This is a genomic window from Plantibacter sp. M259, from assembly GCF_006065115.1.
Classification (GTDB): domain Bacteria; phylum Actinomycetota; class Actinomycetes; order Actinomycetales; family Microbacteriaceae; genus Plantibacter; species Plantibacter auratus.
Genome location: NZ_CP040750.1, coordinates 13,648 through 32,377, shown reverse-complemented (window position 1 = coordinate 32,377; position 18,730 = coordinate 13,648). Strand labels below are relative to the sequence as shown.

General features: G+C 69.9%; 18 protein-coding genes and 1 pseudogene. 11 read left to right on the top strand and 8 right to left on the bottom strand.

Annotation, left to right across the window (positions count from 1 at the left end; genetic code table 11):
- The first annotated feature begins 52 nt into the window (after positions 1 to 52).
- Complete coding sequence (locus FGL15_RS00150) at positions 53 to 1,534, top strand: MFS transporter (RefSeq protein ID WP_240773677.1); 1,482 nt, start codon at positions 53 to 55, stop codon at positions 1,532 to 1,534.
- Positions 1,535 to 1,555: 21 nt separating this feature from the next.
- Here the strand turns inward: FGL15_RS00150 and FGL15_RS00145 are convergent, their stop codons facing one another.
- On the bottom strand, positions 1,556 to 2,104 hold the full coding sequence (locus FGL15_RS00145; protein ID WP_138944517.1) for a dihydrofolate reductase family protein: 549 nt from the start codon (positions 2,102 to 2,104) through the stop codon (positions 1,556 to 1,558).
- Between the two features lie 118 nt (positions 2,105 to 2,222).
- Between FGL15_RS00145 and ligD the strand changes: the two genes are divergently transcribed.
- On the top strand, positions 2,223 to 3,248 hold the full coding sequence (gene ligD, locus FGL15_RS00140; RefSeq protein WP_086475369.1) for a non-homologous end-joining DNA ligase: 1,026 nt from the start codon (positions 2,223 to 2,225) through the stop codon (positions 3,246 to 3,248).
- A 64-nt stretch (positions 3,249 to 3,312) separates the two neighbouring features.
- Here ligD and FGL15_RS00135 read toward each other — a convergent pair whose 3' ends face one another.
- Positions 3,313 to 3,633, bottom strand: a complete 321-nt coding sequence (locus FGL15_RS00135; protein ID WP_064295440.1) for a hypothetical protein — start codon at positions 3,631 to 3,633, stop codon at positions 3,313 to 3,315.
- Between the two features lie 261 nt (positions 3,634 to 3,894).
- On the opposite strand from FGL15_RS00135, the gene FGL15_RS00130 reads away from it, so the two are divergent.
- Together FGL15_RS00130 and FGL15_RS00125 are read left to right on the top strand one after the other, a co-directional pair.
- A complete protein-coding gene (locus FGL15_RS00130) occupies positions 3,895 to 4,938 on the top strand; it encodes an NAD(P)-dependent alcohol dehydrogenase (protein WP_138944516.1) in 1,044 nt (347 codons plus the stop codon).
- 21 nt (positions 4,939 to 4,959) lie between these two features.
- On the top strand, positions 4,960 to 6,183 hold the full coding sequence (locus tag FGL15_RS00125) for an MFS transporter (RefSeq protein WP_138944515.1): 1,224 nt from the start codon (positions 4,960 to 4,962) through the stop codon (positions 6,181 to 6,183).
- On the opposite strand, the gene FGL15_RS00120 is transcribed toward FGL15_RS00125, so the two are convergent.
- Together FGL15_RS00120 and FGL15_RS00115 are read right to left on the bottom strand one after the other, a co-directional pair.
- A complete protein-coding gene (locus FGL15_RS00120; RefSeq protein WP_138944514.1) occupies positions 6,180 to 6,947 on the bottom strand; it encodes a PIG-L deacetylase family protein in 768 nt (255 codons plus the stop codon). The genes FGL15_RS00125 and FGL15_RS00120 overlap by 4 nt on opposite strands.
- On the bottom strand, positions 6,944 to 8,176 hold the full coding sequence (locus FGL15_RS00115) for a glycosyltransferase (protein WP_138944513.1): 1,233 nt from the start codon (positions 8,174 to 8,176) through the stop codon (positions 6,944 to 6,946). The genes FGL15_RS00120 and FGL15_RS00115 overlap by 4 nt, the downstream gene beginning before the upstream one ends.
- 139 nt (positions 8,177 to 8,315) lie before the next feature.
- Here FGL15_RS00115 and FGL15_RS00110 point away from each other — a divergent pair, with 139 nt between their 5' ends.
- From FGL15_RS00110 to FGL15_RS00095, 4 genes are all read left to right on the top strand, one after another.
- Positions 8,316 to 8,738 (top strand): VOC family protein, encoded by a 423-nt coding sequence (locus FGL15_RS00110; RefSeq protein WP_370281952.1) that lies wholly within the window; start codon positions 8,316 to 8,318, stop codon positions 8,736 to 8,738.
- 628 nt (positions 8,739 to 9,366) lie between these two features.
- Positions 9,367 to 10,638, top strand: coding sequence for an HNH endonuclease signature motif containing protein (locus FGL15_RS00105; RefSeq protein WP_138944512.1), 1,272 nt, complete (start codon positions 9,367 to 9,369; stop codon positions 10,636 to 10,638).
- 387 nt (positions 10,639 to 11,025) lie between these two features.
- The gene (locus tag FGL15_RS00100) at positions 11,026 to 11,751 is read left to right on the top strand and encodes a TetR/AcrR family transcriptional regulator (protein WP_138944511.1); all 726 of its coding nucleotides are present in this window, start codon (positions 11,026 to 11,028) and stop codon (positions 11,749 to 11,751) included.
- Between the two features lie 65 nt (positions 11,752 to 11,816).
- The gene (locus tag FGL15_RS00095; protein ID WP_064296128.1) at positions 11,817 to 12,332 is read left to right on the top strand and encodes a CarD family transcriptional regulator; all 516 of its coding nucleotides are present in this window, start codon (positions 11,817 to 11,819) and stop codon (positions 12,330 to 12,332) included.
- Positions 12,333 to 12,398: 66 nt separating this feature from the next.
- Here FGL15_RS00095 and FGL15_RS00090 read toward each other — a convergent pair whose 3' ends face one another.
- Positions 12,399 to 12,797 (bottom strand): hypothetical protein, encoded by a 399-nt coding sequence (locus FGL15_RS00090; protein ID WP_138944510.1) that lies wholly within the window; start codon positions 12,795 to 12,797, stop codon positions 12,399 to 12,401.
- Between the two features lie 67 nt (positions 12,798 to 12,864).
- Here FGL15_RS00090 and FGL15_RS00085 point away from each other — a divergent pair, with 67 nt between their 5' ends.
- On the top strand, positions 12,865 to 13,704 hold the full coding sequence (locus FGL15_RS00085; RefSeq protein WP_138944509.1) for a siderophore-interacting protein: 840 nt from the start codon (positions 12,865 to 12,867) through the stop codon (positions 13,702 to 13,704).
- Between the two features lie 47 nt (positions 13,705 to 13,751).
- On the opposite strand, the gene FGL15_RS00080 is transcribed toward FGL15_RS00085, so the two are convergent.
- A complete protein-coding gene (locus FGL15_RS00080; protein WP_236555474.1) occupies positions 13,752 to 14,750 on the bottom strand; it encodes an NAD(+)/NADH kinase in 999 nt (332 codons plus the stop codon).
- Positions 14,751 to 14,910: 160 nt separating this feature from the next.
- Here FGL15_RS00080 and FGL15_RS00075 point away from each other — a divergent pair, with 160 nt between their 5' ends.
- The gene (locus tag FGL15_RS00075; RefSeq protein WP_138944508.1) at positions 14,911 to 15,684 is read left to right on the top strand and encodes an alpha/beta hydrolase; all 774 of its coding nucleotides are present in this window, start codon (positions 14,911 to 14,913) and stop codon (positions 15,682 to 15,684) included.
- A 42-nt stretch (positions 15,685 to 15,726) separates the two neighbouring features.
- Here the strand turns inward: FGL15_RS00075 and FGL15_RS00070 are convergent, their stop codons facing one another.
- On the bottom strand, positions 15,727 to 16,188 hold the full coding sequence (locus tag FGL15_RS00070) for a DUF3817 domain-containing protein (protein WP_138944507.1): 462 nt from the start codon (positions 16,186 to 16,188) through the stop codon (positions 15,727 to 15,729).
- 197 nt (positions 16,189 to 16,385) lie between these two features.
- Between FGL15_RS00070 and FGL15_RS00065 the strand changes: the two are divergent.
- Positions 16,386 to 17,434 (top strand): annotated as a pseudogene (locus FGL15_RS00065) (LLM class flavin-dependent oxidoreductase).
- Between the two features lie 6 nt (positions 17,435 to 17,440).
- Here the strand turns inward: FGL15_RS00065 and FGL15_RS00060 are convergent.
- Entirely contained in the window at positions 17,441 to 18,655 is a 1,215-nt protein-coding gene (locus FGL15_RS00060; RefSeq protein WP_138944506.1) for a sensor histidine kinase, read from the bottom strand.
- Between the last annotated feature and the right edge of the window lie 75 nt (positions 18,656 to 18,730).

The following is an 18,730-nucleotide window of genomic DNA, read 5'->3' as shown; positions in this document are numbered from 1 at the left end:
GATCTGGGGCTGGAAACCCCCAGCGCCCCCACCCCTCGCACGGAGGTCCTCCTTGTCTGCATCCGCAGCCACCGCATCGCATCCCACCAACGCACCGTCCGGTTCCCCGGCCCGCCGCTGGTGGGTCCTCGTCGTCCTCGCGATGACGCAGCTCATCGTCGTCCTCGACGGCACGATCGTGAACATCGCCCTTCCGGCAGCCCAGCAGGAGCTCGAGCTGTCCGACACGCAGCGTCAGTGGGTCGTCACGGCCTACGCCCTCGCGTTCGGCGCCCTGCTGCTGCTCGGTGGCCGCATCGCCGACTACTGGGGCCGGAAGCGCACCTACCTGGTCGGCATGGTCGGCTTCGGCGCCGCATCGGCCTTCGGTGGGTTCGCCCAGAGCGGGACCGAGCTCATTGTCGCTCGCGGTCTGCAGGGCGTGTTCGCAGCGCTCATGGCACCTGCCGCACTCGCGCTCCTCACCGTCACCTTCTCCCACGGACGCGACCGCAACACGGCCTTCGCCGTCTTCGGCACCGTCGCCGGTGCGGGAGCGGCCGTCGGCCTGATCCTCGGCGGCGTGCTCACGGAGTTCGTCGACTGGCGCTGGTGCCTCCTCGTCAACGTGCCGTTCGTGATCGTCGGACTCATCGCCGGCCTCATCCTCGTGACCGAGAGTAAGGCCGAGGGCGACAACCGCTACGACTGGCTCGGCGCGATCACCGTCATCCTGGGCCTCGGCTCCCTCGTCTACGGCTTCACGCTGGCCGAGGGCGGCTGGGGGAGCGCCGACACCATCGGCTTCCTCGCGCTCGGTGCGGGACTCCTCTCCCTCTTCGTCTTCATCGAGATGCGCGTCGCGCAGCCCCTGCTCCCGCTGCGCATCGTGGCGGACCGGGTCCGCGGTGGTGCCTTCCTCATGCAGATGATCGTCGGCAGCGTCATGATCGGGGCGCTGCTCTACCTGACGTTCCACCTGCAGATCGTGCTCGGCTTCCCGCCGCTCGAGGCGGGCATCGCGACCCTCCCGATGACCGTCGCGATCATGATCGTCGCCCCGATCGCCACGAAGCTCCTGCCGGCCATCGGCCCGCGCCCGCTGCTCATCGTCGGTCCGCTCATCGCGGCGGCCGCCCTCGTGTACCTCAGCCGCATCACGGCTGACGGCGACTACTTCGTCCAGGTGCTGCCGGCGCTCCTCGTGCTCGGGATCGGCATGGCGATGATCTTCGTCCCGATGCAGAACCTCGCGCTGACGGGAGTCGCACCGCACGACGCCGGTGCGGCCTCCGCCACGGCGAACGCCTCCATGCAGATCGGTGGGTCGATCGGTCTGTCGGTCTTCACCACGGTCTACGCGAGTGTCATCGACCAGGCGACGGTCACGGATCAGACGTCGCAGCTCGTGGCGTTCACCCAGGGCTACTCGGCGGCGTTCATCGCGGCGGCGGTCGGCCTCGTGATCGCGAGCGTCATCGCGGTCGTCTGCATCCGCGGTCGCAAGGAGGACCTTCTGCCCTCGGGCGACCAGCAGGCCGTCCACCTGGGCTGAGTCGGCCGTGCGGCGACCCGCCTAGGCGCGGGGAGCGTACGTCGAAAGCACGTTGCCGGAGCTCGTCCGCACCGAGTGGACGAGCTCCAAGCGTGTCACGGGGTCGCTCGGTTCGAACAGATGACGCCCGGCGCCGGCGACGACCGGGTGGATCATGAGGGTGAGCCGGTCGAGCAGACCGGCGAAGAGGAGCTGCCGCACGACGGAGATGCTCGCCTGCACCGCGATGCGCCCGCCGTCCTGCTGCTTGAGCTCCTCGACGAAGGACTCGAGCGTGCCGGGGATGAGCGTCGCGTTCTCCCAGGACAACGGGCCCGCCAGGGTGCGTGATGCGACGTGCTTCCGGACGGGGTTGATGAAGGAGCCGAACGGGTCGTCGTCGCCGACCGTCGGCCAGAACCCGCTCCACTGCTCGTAGCTCACGCGGCCGAGCAGGACGTCGTCGATCGGAGCGATCGCCTCGGTCATCATGGCGCCCATGTCGGCGTCGAAGTGGTCGAACTGCCACTGATCGGGCGACTCGACGACGCCGTCGACGGATTGGAAGAGGGAGGCGTGGACCTCGCGCATGGTGGCTCCTCGGCAGGGTGGTGACGGCGGGTTCGATGGACAGGTCCCGTTCTACTCCGCTGCGGCGACGAGCACCACCCTCGTGACCGGGCCGGGCAGGGCGCGTACGGTGTCCGACATGGCCAGCACCGCGATCGTCCTCACCGTCCCCGGACCGCACGGCGACCGCGAAGTGCGTCTCTCCAGTCCCGACCGCGTGCTCTGGGAGGAGTCCGGTGTCACGAAGCGGGAGCTCGCGGAGTACCTCATCGAGGTCGCGCCGGCCTTCCTCGCCGCCAACGGCGACCGCCCGGTGTCCCTCCAGCGGTTCCCGGGCGGTGTGGACGGTGAGTGGTTCTTCTCGAAGAACCCGCCGAAGGGAGCGCCGGAGTACGTCCGGGCGGTCGACGTCGTGTACCCGAGTGGCCGGCGGCATCCGCAACTCGTCCTCGACGAGGCCGCTGCGGTCGTCTGGGCCGCACAGATGAACACCGTCGTGTTCCACCCGTGGCCGTCACGGGCATCGGACACCGACCATCCCGACGAACTGCGGATCGACCTCGACCCGCAGCCGGGAACCGACTTCGCCGACGCCGTACGCGTGGCGGGCTCGCTTCGGGAGCTGTTGACGGAGGTCGGTCTGACGGGGTTCGTGAAGACCTCCGGCAACCGAGGCGTCCACGTGTTCGCTCCCATCGAGCCGGAGCACGAGTTCCTCGACGTCCGGCACGCCGTGATCGCGGCAGCGCGGGAACTGGAGCGTCGGGATCCCGACCGGGTCACGACCTCGTGGTGGAAGGAGGAGCGCGGTGAACGCATCTTCGTCGACTACAACCAGGCGAACCGCGACCGGACGATGGCCGGCGCCTACAGCCCGCGTGCGCTGGCCTCGGCGACCGTCTCGTGTCCGGTGACCTGGGACGAACTCCCCGAGATCGACCCGGGCGCCTTCACGGTGCGGACCGTCCCGGAGCGACTCCGGACGACCGGAGACCCGTGGGCCGGCATGCACGACACCGCTGGGCGCATCGACGTCCTCCTGCAGTGGTGGGAGCGGGACCTCGAGCAAGGACTGGGGGAGCTCCCGTTCCCTCCCGACTTCCCGAAGATGCCGGGCGAGCCGCCGCGGGTGCAGCCGAGTCGCGCCAGACACTCCGAGGACTGACCCCACCCGGACACACGAACGCCCGGTGATCGTGGATCACCGGGCGTTCTGCGGACTCAGGGCGCTACTCGGCCTTGCCGAGGGCGAAGCGGACGCCGCCCTGCTCGTCGATCTGCGCGTCGAGGACCGCGTCGCTCAGGGCGACGGCTGCGGACTCCTCGAGGAAGACGGTCGCTCCGGCGCTCTCGATGACCTGGTCGGCCTCGTGCGGCGTCGCCGTCATGGTGACTTCGAAGTTGTTGTCGTCGGAGCTGCTGCTGATGCGCAGTCCGGCGCCGTGCGTGAGCGACGACGCGTCGTCCGGGACGACCAGTCCCGGGGTGAGTGGTGCGTTCTCGGCGAGGGTCTTGACGACTCGGCCGGCGTTCTCGGTCAGGGTGAGCATGTGTGTTCTCCGTTCCGTTCGCGAATACGAGTTCCCCACCTTGCTCGGGTTCGCGGCAGGATGCCACCCCGAGGCCGATCCTCTGCGGGAACTGCCAAGCAACTCTGCAGGGATTCACACCTCGGCGTCGCTCGTAGCACAGCTCGGGTGATCGTCCCTTGGGGGTTCGTCCGGTGGAGTGGGCTGCTAGCGTCGAACGTGCTGTCCGGCGCGTGCATCCCGCCCCACGGCACCCCCAACACCCCCAGCCCGAGGAGTCCTATGACCACCGTCGCCGCCATCATCAAGCCCACCGCCGACGCGCCTTTCGAGGTCGGCACCATCGTGCGCCGTGCGCCGCGCGCCAACGACGTCGTCATCGACGTCCACTACGCCGGCATCTGCCACAGCGACATCCACCAGGCCCGCGAGGAATGGGGCAAGGCCATCTTCCCGATGGTCCCCGGTCACGAGATCGCCGGCATCGTCACCGAGGTCGGCGACGCGGTCACCAAGCACCAGGTCGGCGACCGCGTCGGTATCGGCTGCTTCGTCGACTCCTGCCGCGAGTGCGAGAACTGCCTCGCCGGCGAGGAGCAGTTCTGCCTGAAGGGCAACGTCGCCACCTACAACGGCCGTGAGTACGACGGCGAGCCCACGTACGGCGGGTACAGCAAGCAGATCGTCGCCGACGAGAACTACGTGCTGAGCATCCCCGAGGGCATCGAGCTCGACGTCGCGGCACCCCTGCTGTGCGCCGGCATCACCACCTACTCGCCGTTGAAGCACTGGGGCGCCGGTCCCGGCAAGCAGGTCGCCATCGTCGGGATGGGTGGCCTCGGCCACATGGGCGTCAAGATCGCCCACGCCCTCGGCGCAGAGGTGACCGTGCTCAGCCAGACGACCTCAAAGGAGGAGGACGGCAAGCGCTTCGGGGCCGACCACTACTACGCGACCGGCGAAGAGGGCACCCTGAAGTCGCTCCGCGGACGCTTCGACCTCATCATCAACACGGTCTCCGCCGACCTCGACATCGACGCCTACCTGTCGACCCTCAAGCTCAACGGCTCGATGGTCTTCGTCGGACTGCCCGAGAACACGCAGCAGTTCCGCGTGTTCTCGCTCGTCGGTGGCCGCCGCTCGCTCGCCGGCTCGAACATCGGCGGCATCCGCGAGACGCAGGAGATGCTCGACTACTGCGCCGAGCACGGCATCGGCTCGCAGATCGAGCTGATCGGTGCCGACGAGGTCGAGGGCGCCTACGACCGCGTGGTCCGCAGCGACGTCCGCTACCGCTTCGTCATCGACACGGCGACGATCGGCTGATCGCACCGATACCCTGAGAGCATGATCCGGCTCCCGTTCCGTCGTCCAGGCGGAGCGGGGGCCGTTCCTCGTGAGCCCCTCGGTCGCGAGGTCCTCGTCCTCGGCGGCGTCGCGTTCTTCGTGATGCTCGGGTTCGGTGTCGTGATCCCGGTCCTGCCCGTGTACGTGCGCAGTTTCGGCGTCGGCTACCTCGAGGTCGGGGCGGTCGTTTCGGTCTTCGCGCTCATGCGGCTCATCGCGAACCCGTTCGTGGGTGCGCTCGTCGACCGGATCGGCGAGCGGGTGGTGTTGGCCACCGGCATCGGGATCGTCGCGGTGTCGAGCGCGCTCGTCGGGCTCGCGGCGGATTATCCGCAGCTGCTCCTGCTCCGCGGGGTCGGAGGGATCGGGTCGGCGATGTTCTCCGTCGCCGCGATGACGCTGCTGCTGCGCACCAGCCCACCGCATCGGCGTGGGCGGGCGGTCGGGTTCTACCAGGGCGGGTTCCTCGTCGGCGGCATGGCCGGACCGGCCGTCGGTGGCCTGCTCTCGACCATCTCGCTCACGGCACCCTTCTTCTTCTACGCCGGGACCCTCGCGGTCGCCGGCGTCCTCGGGCTCGTGATGCTGCGCGGCAGTCGGATCGCCGCGCCGGTCGAGACCGCCACGCAGGCCGAGCCGTTCCGCACGGTCCTCGCCGATCGCCGGTACCAGGCGGCGCTCCTCGCGAACTTCGCCAACGGGTGGGCGTCGATGGGTGTCCGAGGCGCGCTCGTGCCGGTCCTCGTCGTGGAGGCGCTCCACGAGGAGGCCGCCTGGACCGGGATCGCCTTCGCGATCGCCGCTGTCGCCCAGACGCTCGCGCTCGGTCCCGCCGGCCGCTTCGTCGACACCGTCGGACGGCGCCCCGCGATGCTCGTCGCGTTCCCGGTCGCGGCGGCGGCGCTGCTCGCCATGCCGTTCGTCGGCGAGCTCTGGCTGCTGGTCGTCGCCCTGTGCGTCTACGGCGTCGCGGCGGCCTTCCTCGGGACCGCTCCGGCGGCGGCCGTCGGAGACGCCGCGGGTGGCCGGGGTGGTAGGGCCGTCGCGGTCTTCCAGGCGACGTCCGACCTCGGTGCCATCGTCGGCCCGCTGGTCGCCGGCGCACTGCTCGACGCCTTCTCGTTCCCCGCGGCCTTCGGTTCCGCGGTCGTGCTCATGCTGCTCGTCCCCGTGCTCGCGGCCCGCATGCCACGGGAGCACCGGAACCAGTCGGCGACCGCTTAGCGGGACCGGAGTCGCAGGCCCACCGAGGTGGTGATGTCCTCGCGCTGACCGCCGGAGTGGACGAGCTGCTCGCCGTCGACCGTCAGTTGGCTGGCGTGTTCCGCCAGCGCTGCGGCGACGATCGGGAGGCGGTGCTCGAGTGGGAACCATACGGCGTCGTCGCCCGACGGCTCGAGGTCGGTGCGGTGGTGCACGAGTTCAGCGAACGGCACCCCGCTCCTCCGCGCCGCGACGATCGCGGCCTCGTGCATCCGGAGATGGTCCGGGTGCCCGTACCCGCCACCGTGGTCGTAGCTGATGACCAGGTCCGGCGAGACGTGTCCGATGAGGGCGACGAGGTCGTCGGCGACGTCATCGAGGGGAGCGAGTGAGAACGCGCCGGGGGAGACGTCGTCAGCGGGGCCCGCGAGTCCCTCGCGCACCCATCGCATGCCCGAGTCCACGTACCGCGTCGACGTCCCCGGCCGGGCCGCCGGAGTCGTGCCCAACCAGAACTGCTCGGCCACGCCGAGCGTCCGGCAGGCGGCGGCGAGCTCCGACTCGCGGTGGGATGCGAGTGCGGCGGTGCCGGCGAGGGACCGGAGCGGGCCGTCGACGACCTCGCCGCGCTCGCCTCGCGTGGCCGTCACGAGGACGACGCGAGCTCCGCGGTCCGCTAGTTCGGCGATGAGCGCACCCGAGGCGAGGGTCTCGTCGTCGGGGTGCGCGTGGGTGAAGAGGACGGTGTGCCCGCTGTCGACGAGTGGGAGGAGTCCGCGGTTCACGAGGCGGAGGTCGCCGGAGCGGTGACGACGGCCGGAGTGGTGTCGAGCAGGGTCCGGTAGACGTCGACGAGGGCGTCTCCCGAGCGCTGCCAGTCGAACCGCTCTGCCCGACGTCGCGCTGCCGAACCGAGCTGCGCGAGCCGCCCCGGGTCGCCGAGGATGGACGAGACCGCAGCACCCCAGACCTGCGGGTCGCGGGAGTCGATGACGATGCCCGTCCCACCGTCGACGACGGCCTCCCGCAAGCCGCCCGAGGCGGCCACGACGGTCGGAACACCGCTCGCCGCGGCTTCCAGCGCGACGAGACCGTATGTCTCCGAGTGTGAGGGGACGAGCACGAGCATGCTCTCGCGGAACAGCGTGGCGAGCCCGATGCGCGACTGCGGCCCGACGAAGCGGACATCGTCGGCGACACCGAGGTCGCGGGCGAGCGCGGCCAGTTCCTCGGCGTAGCGGTCGTAGTCGACCGAGACGTCCCCGGCGATGACGAGTTCGGGGCGGAGCTCGGGCGCGACCGCTGCGATGGTCTCGATGGCGAGGTCGAAGCCCTTCAGCGGGTGCAGGCGACCGGCGACCACCGCGGTCGGACGACCTGCACGAGGCCCGTCGAGCGGGTGGAACAGCGTCCCGTCGACACCGGGTGGCACGATCGACACCCGATCGGGGCTCGCTCCGAGCCGGGTGATCGCGGTGTCGGCCTCGGCCGCGCTGATCGCGACGACCGCGTCCGACTCCGCGGCGAGCCGTGCCTCGCCGGCCAGGCGCCCGGGGGACTCGGCGCGCTCGCCGTGCGAGAGCGGCGTGGTGGACTCGGCGGCGATGCTGTGGAAGCTCTGCACGTGCGGGATCCCCAGTTCCCGCGCGAGGGGGAGTGCGGCCATGCCGGAGAACCAGTGGTGGGCGTGCAGGACGTCGTATCGCGGCAGTCGGGCGAGTTCCGAGCGGAAGTCCTCGACGAACTCCTCGTGCCGACCCTTCGCGACCGGCTCGGCGGGACCGGCGTCGAGGAAGCGCAGGGTCACGCCTGGGGCGAGGGAGGCTGCGGACGGCTGGTCGGCCGAAGACCGCCGGGTGATGACGTCGACCTCGTGGCCCGCTGCGCCCATCGCGACGGCCTGATGACGGACCACGACGTTCATCCCGCCGGCGTCACCGGAACCCGGCTCGTCACCGGGACTGGTGTGGAGCGAGATCATCGCGATGCGGAGGGGCTGGGGTTGCGAGGGCACCAGACGAGCCTAGTAGCCGTGGGCGTCCCGGCCCCTCGTGACGGAGACGACGAAACGTGCTCGCGCATCCGACGCCGGAGCGTGAGAATGATCGCGAGACGAGCGCGACGATGCGCCCGCCCAGGCGAAAGGGACGATCATGACGACGCTCAACCCGTACCTCGGCTTCCGCGGGACAGCCCGCGAGGCGATGGAGTTCTATCAGGGGGTCTTCGGTGGTGAGCTGCTGCTCTCGACCTTCCGCGACTTCGGTGCCGAGGTCGAACCGGACGAGCTGGATCTGGTCATGCATGCCCAGCTCACGGGTGATGCGGGTGTGGTCTTCATGGCATCGGACACCCCGAAGCACATGGACTACAGCAGGGGCAGCGACTTCTCGATGTCGCTGAGCGGGCCGAACGAGGACGAAGCGCAACTGACCGGCTACTTCGACAGCCTTGCAGCCGGCGGGACGGTTCAGCAGCCACTCACGGTGGCGCCCTGGGGTGACTCCTTCGGCATGCTGCAGGACCGCTTCGGGGTCGCTTGGATGGTGAACATCGCCGCCCCGGCAGCCGCGTAGCCGGGGAACACTTCCACCTGGACACGCCCGGCGAGGGACCTCCCGTTCCGGTGATCTTCTCCCGGTCCCTGAGCTTGTCGAAGGGCCCACAGCGAACCTAACGATCCCGGCATACCTCCTCCGGTCCCTGAGCCTGTCGAAGGGCACAGCAGAGACCCCGCGAATCCGGTATCTCTCCTCCGGTCCCTGAGCTTGTCGAAGGGCACAGCAGAGACCCCGCGAAGCCGGTATCTCTCCTCCGGTCCCTGAGCTTGTCGAAGGGCACAAGAGAGACCCCGCGAAGCCGGTATCTCTCCTCCGGTCCCTGAGCTTGTCGAAGGGCACAAGAGAGACCCCGCGAAGCCGGTATCTCTCCTCCGGTCCCTGAGCTTGTCGAAGGGCACAGCAGAGACCCCGCGAAGCCGGTATCTCTCCTCCGGTCCCTGAGCTTGTCGAAGGGCACAATAGAGACCCCGCGAAGCCGGTATCTCTCCTCCGGTCCCTGAGCTTGTCGAAGGGCACAATACAGACCCCGCGAAGCCGGTATCTCTCCTCCGGTCCCTGAGCTTGTCGAAGGGCACACGAGGAACTTCCACAGCCGCTCCGACTCAGCATCTGGAATGTCAGTGGTCCGTGATGGACTTGTTCCATGACCGAGACCACCCTCACCGCGATCCGCGTCGGCGACGAACACGCCGCGCAGCTCGCGGAGTTCTCGGACGAGTGGACTGAGATCCACCGACAGCAGGCCCTCTTGGATGCACGCAAGGCGCGCCTCCTGGCCCGCTCTGCCGCCTACGCGGACGCCTTCGCGGACGTCGCGGTCCCGGCAAGCTTTCCGCCGGCTGAGCGTCGGGCGCTGTCCCGCCGGTCGACGTGTGCGGCCCTCGCGATGGCGACCCGGATGCCGGAGCGGACGGTCCAGCGTGCGACGAACGACGCCGAACGCCTCGTCAATGACGCACCAGCCGTGCTCGCGTCGCTCGAGGCCGGCCGTATCTCGGCGCGGCATGCGCAGGTGATCACCGATCAGCTCTGCGACGTCCCGACCGCTGGGCGGGCGGTGTTCCTCGAACAGGTTCTCGTCGTCGCCGAGCGCTCCACGGCCGCTGGCCTCCGCATGAGCGCCCGCGTCCTGCGCGAGCGCCTCCACCCGGAATCCATCACCGCACGAGCAACACGCTCAGAGGCAGACCGCCGGGTCGAGTTCGAACCCGCGGCTGACGGCATGGCGTGGGTGCACCTCTTCACGACAGCGCCCATCGCGCAGGGCATCGTCGAGCGGGTCGAAACGGCCGCCGCGGAATCGCGCAACGCAGGTGACACCCGCACCTGCGCGCAGCTGCAGGCCGACGCCCTCACGGCACTCGCCCTCACCGGAGTAACCCCGGAAGACGTCATGTCGAGCCCGGTGCTCCCGCACCCGATCGAGGTCCAGGAGCACATCAAGCCGACCGTGCAGATCACGGTGCCGGCGTTGACCATGGCCGGCGTGAGCGACGCCCCGGCCACCCTCTATGGCTACGGCCCCATCGACCCGGAGACCGCCGCGCGTATCGCGGTGAACGCGCCGAGCTTCACCCGGATCCTCGTCCAGCCGGAAACCAGCGCGGTGCTCTCCGTCGGACGCAACCAGTACCGCGTTCCGGCAGACCTCCAACGGGCGGTGCGCCTCCGGGACGGCACCTGTCGGGCACCGGGGTGCGGTCGACGCGCCAGGGCCTGTGATCTCGATCATTCGGTCGCGTGGGAGGACGGTGGCACCACGGATGTCGGGAACCTCGCCTGCCTGTGTCGACATCACCATCGGATGAAGCATCTTCCCGGGTGGAATCTCGACCACGGTCCCGGTGGGGTGCTTGAGTGGACGACACCCGACGGGAAGCACCACCGGACCGAACCCGATCCCGCGCCCTTCTGACCCGTTTTGGTCCCTGAGCCTGTCGAAGGGGGTGGGCCCTCGTGGGCACTTCGACAAGCTCAGCGACCGTGAGAAGTCTGTCCGCACCGCTTCGGTCCCCGAGCTGTGCCGCACTTCGACAAGCTCAGTGACCGGGAGAGGTGTGCCTGGAACGCTTCGGTCCCTGCGCTGCGCCCCTCGACGTGTCGAAGGGTTCCTCGTGGGCACTTCGACAGGCTCAGTGACCGGGCGAGGTTCACTGGGAACGTTTCGGTCCCTGAGCCTGTCGAAGGGCACTCGGGTCGCGCCGCCTCGGTCACCGGGAGAGGTAGCTGGACGCGCTCGCGCCCCGAGCCGACAGCTGCTGTCTCGGACAGCTGTCCGAGAAGTCGTGGTACACTGGTGGGAATGCCTCGCACATCAGGAGTTCCCGCCCTCGGTGTCGAGCAGTCCACCACTGAACGTCCCGCTCCGCCGTCGCGCGTCGAGGGGTTCGCTCCCGTCCTCAGAGTGACGGGCGACCCCCGTGCCGAGCGCACCAGGCAGACGATCTTCGACGCGGTCGCCACCATCCTCGTCGGCCGGCCGGAACGCGTGTCCGTCGGCGACATCGTCCGCGTCGCCGGCATCAGCCGAAGCTCGTTCTACGCTCACTTCTCCAGCCTCGACGACCTCACCGCAGCCTACCTGCGGGTGCAGTTCGCCGGCCTTGCCGCCTCTGGCGTTTCGGTGCGTCCCGCCGGCGAGTCGCTGGGCAGCGCCGAGCGCGCCCGCGAAGCCTACCGACGCCTCGTCGCCCAGCTCCTCGAAGACGCACCGCTCTATTCGAGCGTGCTCGAGCTCCCCGTCGCCCGCAGCGCGTTCGACGACCTCGTCGGCGAGCATGCCGACCACCTCATCGGCTCGCTGCTCGAGCGCACCGAGGTCCCGGTCGGCATCCCGGCGGGCCTGGTCTCCGCCTATGTCGCCGGTGGCACGCTCTCCCTCGTCGACGGCTGGCGCCGCGGACGCATCGACGTCTCGGACGACGAACTGGTCGAAGCCTTGGTCGCCCTGCTGCCCGCCTGGCTGCTCGACGAACGTCCCGTCGGCGCGTCACCGCCACCACCGACCCCCGAACCATCCGGCCGCTGAACCGCCGGAGCACGACGACGCCGGTGCGCGAGTACCGGTGACGACCTGAGAAGAGAAGAGGAACCATGCAGTTCATCGTTGGAGAGACCCTGGTCTACCCGCACCACGGAGCGGTCACCATCACCGAGTTGTCGAAGGTGACGATCAAGGGTGTCGAGCAGGACGTCATGACGCTTCGCGTGCACACGTCCGAGCTCACCATCAAGCTGCCGATCGCGAACGCCGACCTCGTCGGTGTGCGCGACGTCATCGACCACGACGGCGTCCAGGCCGTCTACGGCGTGCTCCGCGAGCCGTTCGTCGAGGAGCCCGGCAACTGGTCGCGTCGATACAAGGCCAACCAGGAGAAGATGGCCAGTGGTAACGTCCACCGCGTCGGCGAGGTCGTCCGCGACCTGTGGCGTCGCGACCAGGACAGCGGCGTGTCGGCCGGCGAGAAGCGCATGCTCCAGAAGGCGCGCCAGGTGCTCGTCTCCGAACTCGCGCTCGCGCAGTCGATGACCGACGAAGAGGCGTCCGCGGGCCTCGACGAGGTGCTCGCCTCGTCGATCGCGACCCCCGAGGCCGTCGCAGCCAAGTAGGACCCATGTACACGAAGAGCGCCCCGCCGGTTCGGCGGGGCGCTCTTCGTCGTCGTGGAGGGAGCCTCAGCCGCCGGTGTTGCCACTCACGATCGCCAGCACGCCGACGACCGCGATGGCGATGATGGGCCCGAACGACAGGGCGGCCTTGGTGATCGTCCAGGCACGACTCTCGCGTTCCGGTGCCGGCAGTTCGGCGGGCGACACGTAGACCGGAGCCTGCCCGCCGTCGCCGGACGCGCCGCCGCTGAGCTGCAACACCCGCATGTCCGTCCACGCTCGTCCGTCGAAGTGGACCTGGCGTTCCTCGTCCGTCGGGTGCGGGTACCAGCCCGCGGCGTCGGCCTGCGACGGCTTGTCCCGCTGGAACCGCAGCACCCTCGAGTCGCCCCAGGCCTCGCCGTCGAAGTGGAGTTCCTTCGTCGGGTCGTCGGGGTGCGGGTACCAGCCTGCGGTCGTAGCCATCCCTCAAGTATGACAGCGGGGTCGGGGATGCCGAGACCGTCCGATGGGCGGCAGAATGGAGATAATCATGACGACGACACCGCGACCTCGAGCCCCACGTCCGCAGATCATCCTCGAGGTGGTCCGCAGTTCCTGGGTCACACCGCACCTCGTGCGCCTCACCCTCGGCGGTCCCGGCTTCGCCGACTTCCAGCCCAAGGACGCCACCGACAGCTACGTGAAGATCTCCTTCGCCAAGCCCGAACTCGGCCTCGAGCCGCCGTACGACCTCGCGGCGCTCCGTGAGACGCTGGCACCCGCCGACCTCCCGGTCACCCGCACCTACACGGTGCGACGCGTGGACCAGGCGGCGGGCACCATCGACATCGACTTCGTGGTGCACGGCGACGAGGGGATCGCCGGCCCGTGGGCTGCTGCCGCGCAGCCGGGAGACCGCGTCGTGCTCGCCGGCCCCGGAGGCGCCTACCGGCCCGAACCGACCGCCGACTGGCACCTCTTCGCGGGCGACGAGTCGGCGATCCCCGCGATCGCTGCCGCCCTCGAGGCACTCCCGGCGGATGCGAAGGGGCTCGCGTTCCTCGAGATCGGTGGCAGGGACGACCTCGTCGACCTCGACCACCCGGCCGGGGTGCAGCTCATCTGGGTCGGACGTGCGGCCCGCGACGAATCGACGGCCGCGCTCCTCGCGACCGCCATCAGCGGACACCCGTGGCCCGACGGACGCGTGCAGGTCTTCGCCCATGGCGAGCGGGAGTCGATGAAAGCACTGCGCGAGGTGTTCCTCACCCAGCGCGGGCTCGACCGCTCCCAGCTCTCACTCTCCGGGTACTGGGCCTACGGACGCACCGAAGACCGCTTCCAGGCGGAGAAGCGCGAACCGATCGGGGTCGTCCTACCGACCTCGTGACGCCGCCCCGCCCCGCCCCGGCATCGCGCTGCGGGTGGGTGCGGGACTCAGTGCGAGGGGTCGGCCGGCTTGCTGCGCGTACGGCGGACCCGCGACGGACGCTCGACGCGCGCGCGGATGTCCGGGGGAACGAGGTCGAGCAGCTGATCGCGACGCAACGGGAGGTCGAGCAGGCTGAGTTTCATCCGGCCCTTGCGCGAGTGCCGGCTCGGGTCGAGTCGCACGACGTTGGCTGCGTCGCGCACGAGCCGGACGGTCACGACCGCGCCGCTCGCGACATCGGCGAGGACCTGGCCGTCGATCTCGACGGCGGCCTGCTTGGTCGCCGTCCCGATCGAGAACTGCAGGCGCTCCGCCGGCCCGAGGATGAACGAGCGGTCGATGCCCGACATCGGGGCGACCGGCGTCACGACGGTGGCGGCGACGGCGGGGGAGAGCACCGGCCCGCCTGCCGCGTAGTTGTAGGCCGTCGATCCGGTCGGGGTGGCGATCACGATCGCATCGGCTTTGAAGTACCCGTAGGCGGTGCCGTCCACGGCGAGGTCTGCCATGACCACGCCGGTTCCCGGGCGCCGGGCGATGGAGACGTCGTTGAAGGCGAGGAGATGGGCGACCTGCTCACCGGTGGTGATCGTCACCTCGAGGCCGTGGTGCGGTTCGAGGGAGAACTCGTTGTCGCTGACCCGTTGGAGCGCCTCCGCGAGTGCGGCCGGCTCGACCTCGACGAGGAAGCCGACGTTGCCGTAGTTGACGCCGAGCACCGGTGCGGACCGGCCGGCGAGCAGCCGCATCGCCCCGAGCATCGTGCCGTCGCCGCCCATCGCCACGGCGACGTCGACCGACGACGCGAAGGCGTCCTCGTCGAGCAGTTCGACGTCGTCGCCGAGCCGGTTGGCCTCCGCGCGGAGTCCGACGAGGCGCGCGCCATGTTCGAGCTGCCATGAGCGGAGGATGCGGACGGAGTCGTCGATGTTCTTCGTCGGGTGCGTGATGAGGCCGATCGTCATCGACGGCCCGGTGGGGTGCTTCGTGCGAGTGGTGGTCACCCGTCGAGCATAGGCCGATCGCCTGACAGCGCGACCGGGACCCGGGCATCCAGGGGGCGGCAGCGTGGCTCAGGACCGCCGCGCGCTGGGCCGGGTTTGGGATACTGGAGGGAGCCGGTCCGCCGTGATCCTCGCGGGGCTCGGAGCGTGGAGGAACGACATGAGCGATGTGACCGAGCACCCTGGCCGACCACGGCGGGCGGGGCGGTTGAAGCCGATCCTCATCGGAATCCTCTGCGCGGTGCTCGTCGTCGTCCTCGGGTTCGTCGTCTGGACCCAGATCGTCATGCAGGGCACTCGTCCCGCAGCACTCACGGTGTGGGAGAACCCGGCGGTCTCCGTCACCGACGTCGGCGACGCGGTGGTCCTCGCCCCGACCGCGGACGCCGAGCGTCCGGCCTCCGGTACCGGTCTCGTCTTCATCCCCGGGGCGAAGGTCGACCCCTACGCCTATCTGTACAAGCTGTCCGGCGTCGTCGAGGAGGCCGGCGTGACCGTGGTCATCACGAAGCCGACGCTGAACCTGGCGTTCTTCGACCAACGGCCGCTGGAGACGTTCACCGCCGCCGCCGCGGACGTCGACACCTGGTTCGTCGGTGGCCACTCACTCGGTGGGGTGCGCGCCTGCCAGCTCGCGGAGGATCCCGCAGTGACGGGTCTCGTCCTGTTCGGGAGCTACTGCGCGAACGACCTCTCCGGCTCGGCCCTCGAGGTGCTGAGCCTCGCGGGGAGCGACGACGGACTGAGTACCCCGGATAAGGTCGCCGACGCGCGCGTCCGGCTGCCCGCTGACGCGACGATGATCGAGATCGACGGGGCGAACCACGCGAGCTTCGGTGACTACGGAGTGCAGCCCGGTGACGGCTCGGCGACGATCTCCAGCGATGAGGCCCGCTCCGAGATCACGCGGGATCTGGTCGAGCTGCTCGGCTGAGCGGAGGGGGTGGGCCCCCGTGTGCAGCAGGGATCCTGATGATCAGCCCTTCGGGACCGGCGGCCCGACGACGAGCAGGGCCGTGAAGACGGCGACGACCACGAGGCCGCCGACGACCACGAGCAGGATCGGGTGTCGGACGAGCCAGCGCGTCAGGCGGTCGAGGACCCGCTGGTCGCGCGGGTCGGCGCCCGCCTCACGGCGCCACGCCCCGTCGAGTCGGCCGGTGCGGTCTGCCCAGAGGTCGAAGGGGATGGTCGCGTACGGGACGACGGCGCTCACGAGGCCCACGAGGATCGTGCCGATGGGCCAGCGCTGGTTGATCCCGATGAGCAGGACCGTCGCGCCGTAGACGAGGAACACGAAGCCGTGCAGCGCGCCACCGATGCTCACGCCGACGTCGGTCGTCTTCGTGACGTACTTGAGGATCATCCCGATGATGAGGAGGGTCCAGGTGATCGCCTCGGCGATCGCGATCAGGCGGAAGAGGCGGCGCGGCGACACAGGGGCTCCAAGGCTCGGGGTGCAGGTGTTCCAGCTTGCCAGGGACGGCTGAGAGGGTGCTCCCAGCGGGCGTCCGGTTCTGCCACCCTGGGTGGATCGGGAATACCCGTCGGAGCGACGAGGTTCACCGATATGTATGCAAACACATACAATCGCCGTGAGAGCCCGCGGCGAGCCACACGACGTTGGAGAACCCCATGACCACACCCCTCGAGTTCGGCATCGACACCTTCGGTGACGTCACGGTCGACGCCGACGGCGCACCACTGTCCCAGGCGCAGGTCCTGCGCAACGTCGTGGAGCAGGGCGTCCACGCCGAGGCGGTCGGCCTCGACTTCATCGGGTGGGGGAGCACCACCGTGAGGACTTCGCGGTCTCGTCACCCGAGGTCGTGCTGGCGGCGATCGCGGCCCGCACCGAGCGCATCCATCTCGGATCCGCCGTCACGGTGCTGAGCTCCGACGACCCGGTGCGCGTCTACCAGCGGTTCGCGACGCTCGACGGCATCTCCGGAGGGAGGGCCGAGGCCATCCTGGGCCGCGGATCCTTCACCGAGTCGTTCCCGCTCTTCGGGTACGAGTTGTCGCAGTACGAGGAGCTCTTCGAGGAGAAGCTCGAGCTGTTCGTCGCCCTCCTCGAGCAGGAACCGGTCACCTGGTCGGGCAAGACGCGCGCGCCGCTCCGGGAGCAGTCGGTCTACCCGCGGGTGGAGCATGGGAAGCTGAAGACGTGGGTCGGTGTCGGCGGAAGCCCCGAATCGGTCGTGCGGACCGCTCGGTACGGCCTGCCGATGATGCTGGCCGTGATCGGCGGTGGACCGCTGCGGTTCGCCCCCTTCGTCGACCTCTACCACCGCGCACTCGCGCAGTTCCAGCTGCCGACCCAGCCCGTCGGCATGCACTCGCCCGCCCACATCGCCGAGACCGATGAGCTCGCGCAGGAGCAGCTCTGGCCGCACTACCGGGCGATGATGGACCGGATCGGCCGCGAGCGGGGCTGGAGCCCGATGACGCGCGGGCACTTCGAGCAGGAGGCAGGCCCGGAGGGTGCGCTGTTCGTCGGTTCGCCCGAGACGGTCGCACGGAAGGTCGCGACCGCGGTCGACGGCTTGGGGCTGTCCCGCGTGGATCTGAAGATCAGCAACGGTTCGCTGTCGCACGGGCACCTCATGGACAGCATCGGTCTGTACGGCTCCGCGGTCGTCCCGCGCGTCCGCGAACTGCTGACCGAGACCTCGACCGCCTGATCCGGTTCAGCGGATCGCCGGCGAGCGGTAGGGCATCGTCAGCGTCAGGACGGTGCCGCCGGTCTCGTCGTCGGGGGCAGGGCCGACCCTGAGGGACCCGCCGAACGCGCCGGCCCGTCGATCCAGCTGCAGCAGGCCGCCGGAGGGTTCGGCGTCGTCGCGGAGACCGGAGCCGTTGTCGACGACGCGCAGCTCGACGGCGCCCGCCATCGTCCCTCGCCGCTCGGTGGCGGGTGACGAGACCCGGAGGTCCACGACGAGTCGGTCGGCTGCCCCGTGGGTCAGCGCGTTCGTCACGCCCTCCTCGAGCGTGCGGACGACGACCGCGCGCTCCGCGGTCGTGAAGACGTTGTCGATCGGGTCGTCGAGGAGCCGGAAGTCCGGCGAGACGTCGAGACTGGTGGTGATCGACGGGGGGAGCCGTTGCAGGATCGCCCGGATGCTCGGGGCGATCCCGACCTCGAGCAGCGGCGGCGACAGGAGCCGGCTGAGTTCCCGCACGTCGCGCTCGCGCACGGTGCGGAGTTCCTCGCCGAGCGACCGCAGGGTCCTGGCCGCATCCGACCCGACGTCCGGGCCGCCCTGTTCGAGTGCTGTCGTGACGGACGCGAGCTGGGCGCTGATGAGGACGAGGTGCTGCTGCAAGGTGCCGTGCAGGCCTTCCGCGACCTCCCGCTTCACCCGCAGCTCCTCACCCTGCAGGGATTGGAGGGCGAGGTCGGCCCGGTGTCGCTGATCGGCGTGTGCGCGCTCCTCCTCGCGGGCGCGTCGCCGGGCGGCGCTGAGGCTGAACCCGAACGTCGCGCAGACCGCCAGGGCGAGCGTCGTCGTCCCGGCTTCGACGATGACCGTCTGCAGGCTCGGGTCGCGGTACACGCCCAGCAGGAGCTGGAGTCCGCTGCGCAGCAGCCCCGTCAGCATCGCCACGAGGAGGACGCCCGCGAGCACCTTCGGGCGCCACCATTCGTGGAGCGACGGCCCCCACCTCGACCACAGCAGGAGTGCGAGCACGAGGATCGCCGCGCTCAACGAGACGAGGTTGGCGGTGACCCGTTCGGCGAGCATGCCACGTGTCCCACCCGGGGCGACCCAGGTGTAGATGTAGACGCTCTGGAAGGACACCGCGAGTCCGAAGACCGCGGCCATGGCGCCACTGGCCGTGATGAACGCCCGGCTGTCGCTCCAGCGCTCAGCGCGAGCGGTCCGGGCCTCCTGGGTCATGGCTCCATTCTGACCTGCCGTGCGCGCCACCGCCGACATCGACGTGCGGTTGCTCGGGAGCTTCCCCCTCGGTCG